1 protein-coding gene is annotated in these 709 nt (G+C 66.9%); it reads right to left on the reverse strand.

The window, feature by feature from the left end; all coding sequences use genetic code 11:
* Positions 1-47: 47 nt before the first annotated feature.
* A partial coding sequence (locus tag AC07Y9_RS23950; protein WP_146021886.1) for an ABC transporter permease occupies positions 48-709 on the reverse strand: 662 nt, incomplete at its 5' end.

Below are 709 nucleotides of genomic sequence, written 5' to 3' on the forward strand. Positions count from 1 at the left end.
CCCCCCCCCCCCCTGCCGTGGAGTATGGCTCTTCTGTAGGAGCGAAGTCAGCGCTTGAGCTTGCGCTTGTTGCGGTACTGGTCGATGACCACCGCCACCACGATGATCAGGCCCTTGATGATGTCCTGGATATAGGCATCGACGCCGACGAAGGTGAACCCGCTGGCCATCACCCCGAGGATCAGCGCGCCGATCACGGTGCCGGTGATGCGCCCCACGCCGCCGGCCAGGCTGGTGCCGCCGATCACCGCCGCGGCGATGGCGTCCAGTTCATAGGACATGCCCATGCCCGCCTGCCCGGTCGCCGCCCGCGCCGAGGCCACCACCCCGGCCAGCCCCGCCAGCAGTCCGGCGATGCTGTAGACGATCACCAGGTGGCGCTTGACGTTGATCCCTGAGGTCCGCGCCGCCTGCATGTTGCCGCCGATGGCATAGGTGTACTTGCCGTACTTGGTGTAGCGCAGGGCGATATGGAAGATCACCGCCACCACCAGGAAGATGATCACCGGCATCGCGCCGTGGCCGATGGCGGTGTAGGAGTCCGAGAGCATGCTGATCGGCTGGCCTTCGGTGTAATAGCGCGCCAGGCCACGCGCCGAGACCATCATGCCGAGGGTGGCGATAAAGGGCGGGATGCCGGTGATGGCAATGATGCTGCCGTTGATCGCCCCCGCCAGCAGCCCTACCCCCAGCCCGGCCACCACCGGGA

The sequence above is a fragment of the Pseudomonas sp. GW456-L12 genome, assembly GCF_059424045.1.